This window comes from Bifidobacterium callitrichos (genome assembly GCF_008698085.1).
GTDB lineage: Bacteria > Actinomycetota > Actinomycetes > Actinomycetales > Bifidobacteriaceae > Bifidobacterium > Bifidobacterium callitrichos.
In genome coordinates, this window is the sequence record NZ_RZJP01000001.1 from 610041 (window position 1) to 612064 (window position 2024).

1 protein-coding gene is annotated in these 2024 nt (G+C 64.4%); it reads left to right on the top strand.

Annotated features, from left to right (window positions below; all coding sequences use genetic code 11):
* Positions 1 to 151 precede the first annotated feature (151 nt).
* Positions 152 to 1822 carry a phosphate acetyltransferase gene (gene pta, locus EMB92_RS02695; RefSeq protein WP_043167647.1) on the top strand — a complete coding sequence of 557 codons (1671 nt, stop codon included), beginning with the start codon at positions 152 to 154 and terminating at the stop codon, positions 1820 to 1822.
* The last annotated feature ends 202 nt before the right edge of the window (positions 1823 to 2024 follow it).

The window sequence follows — 2024 nt, forward strand, 5'->3', positions numbered from 1 at the left end:
AACAATCACGAATCCCGGATCGCTTCGCAAGAGCGGTCCGGGATTTTTCGTTGCTCGGCCCGACAAAACCCTCCCCCGCTACCGCTGGCGCCAACAAACCGTCGTTATAATAGGCGAGGTCCCTACCTGTTATCAAAGGAGACAAGACATCGTGACCGTAACCCGTGTGTATATCGCTAGCCCGGAAGGCGCCAATGGCCGCAACGTCGTGGCCTACGGCGTGCTCAATGCACTGACCTCGAAGTACAAGACGATGGTGTTCCGCCCCGCCGTGTCCAATCACGACGACTTCACCCCCGTGCTGCTGGCCGCATCCAACGCCGGACTCGGCGTGGCCCTGTCGACCGGCCTCGACATCCATGAGGTCAGGCGCGACAAGGAGACCGCCCGCGGCGACATCGTCGGCGCCTTCAACGACGCGCTCGAGGTCTCACGCGCCGAGGCCGCGCTGATCGTCGGCACGGACAAGTCCCACGTCAACGATCCGACCACCTACGAGTTCAACGCGAACGTGGCCGCCGATCTCGAGGCCGGCGTGTTCCTGACCATCGCCACCATCGACCGCTGGCCGCACGAGCTCGACGAGACCGTCAAGCTCTCCATCGAGGGCATGGAGGCCGCCGGCAACAAGGTGCTCGGCATCTTCGTGACCGGCTGCGAGCCGCGCCACGCCTTCTCCGTCAAGGAGACGCTCGCCAAGTACGGTCTGCCGGTGTGGACGATCCCGCAGGTGCAGTTCACCGACGCCTCCACCAAGGACGTGGCTCTGGAGACGTTCCGCAAGAACGTGCCCACCGAGGAGGTGCTCGCGGCGCTCAACGTGGACGTGACCTTCCCCATCACCCCGTACGCCTTCCAGTTCTCCCTGCTCGGCAAGGCCAAGACCAACAAGAAGACGATCGTCCTGCCCGAGGGCGAGGAGGACCGCATCATCAAGGCGGCCGACTACCTGCTCCAGCGCGAGATCGTCAACCTCATCATCGTCGGCGACAAGAACGCGATCCTCGCCCGCGGCAGGGAGCTCGGGCTGAACCATCTGGACCGCGCCCGCTTCCAGGCGATCGACGACGAGAACGTGCTCATGCCGATGGTCGCCAAGCTGTGCGAACTGCGCGCCAAGAAGGGCATGACCGAGGAGCAGGCCCGCCAGCAGCTGAAGGACGCAAGCTACTTCGGCACGATGCTCGTCGTGCTCGGATACGCCGACGGCCTCGTCTCCGGTTCGATCAACTCCACCGCCAACACCGTGCGCCCGGCTCTGCAGGTCATCAAGACCAAGCCCGGCCAGAAGCTCGTCTCCGGCTCGTTCCTCATGTGCTTCAAGGATCATGTGGCCGTGTTCGCCGACTGCGCGATCAACCTGAACCCGGACGCCGAACAGCTTTCCGAGATCGCGCTGCAGTCCGCCGAGACCGCAAGGGCGTTCGGCATCGATCCGAAGGTCGGCATGCTCTCCTACTCCACGCTCGGCTCGGGCAAGGGCCCGGATGTGGACGTCGTCGAGGAGGCCACCCGTCTGCTCAAGGAGAAGGCGCCGGATCTGCCGGTCGTCGGCTCCATCCAGTTCGATGCCGCATGGTCGCCGACCGTGGCCGCCACCAAGGCCAAGGGCAACGATGTGGCGGGTCACGTCAACGTGTTCGTCTTCCCGGACCTGTGCGCCGGCAACATCGGGTACAAGGCCGTGCAGCGCTCCTCCGGGGCACTCGCCATCGGACCGATCCTGCAGGGTCTCAACAAGCCGGTCAACGATCTGAGCCGCGGCGCCCTCGTTCAGGACATCATCAACACGATCGCCCTGACCGCCATCGAAGCCCAGTAGCCCTGCGCTTCCCATCTGGTTTTCACCTCGGGACGGAGAACGGGAACGTGGTGTCGGACCGTAGGCTCGGCCGAACGGCCTCGAGTGTGTCTGGCACCATGTTCCCGTTCTCCGTCCCGGAACATCGAAGCCCAGTAGCCCTGCGCTTCCCATCTGGTTTTCACCTCGGGACGGAGAACGGGAACGTGGTGTCGGACCGTAG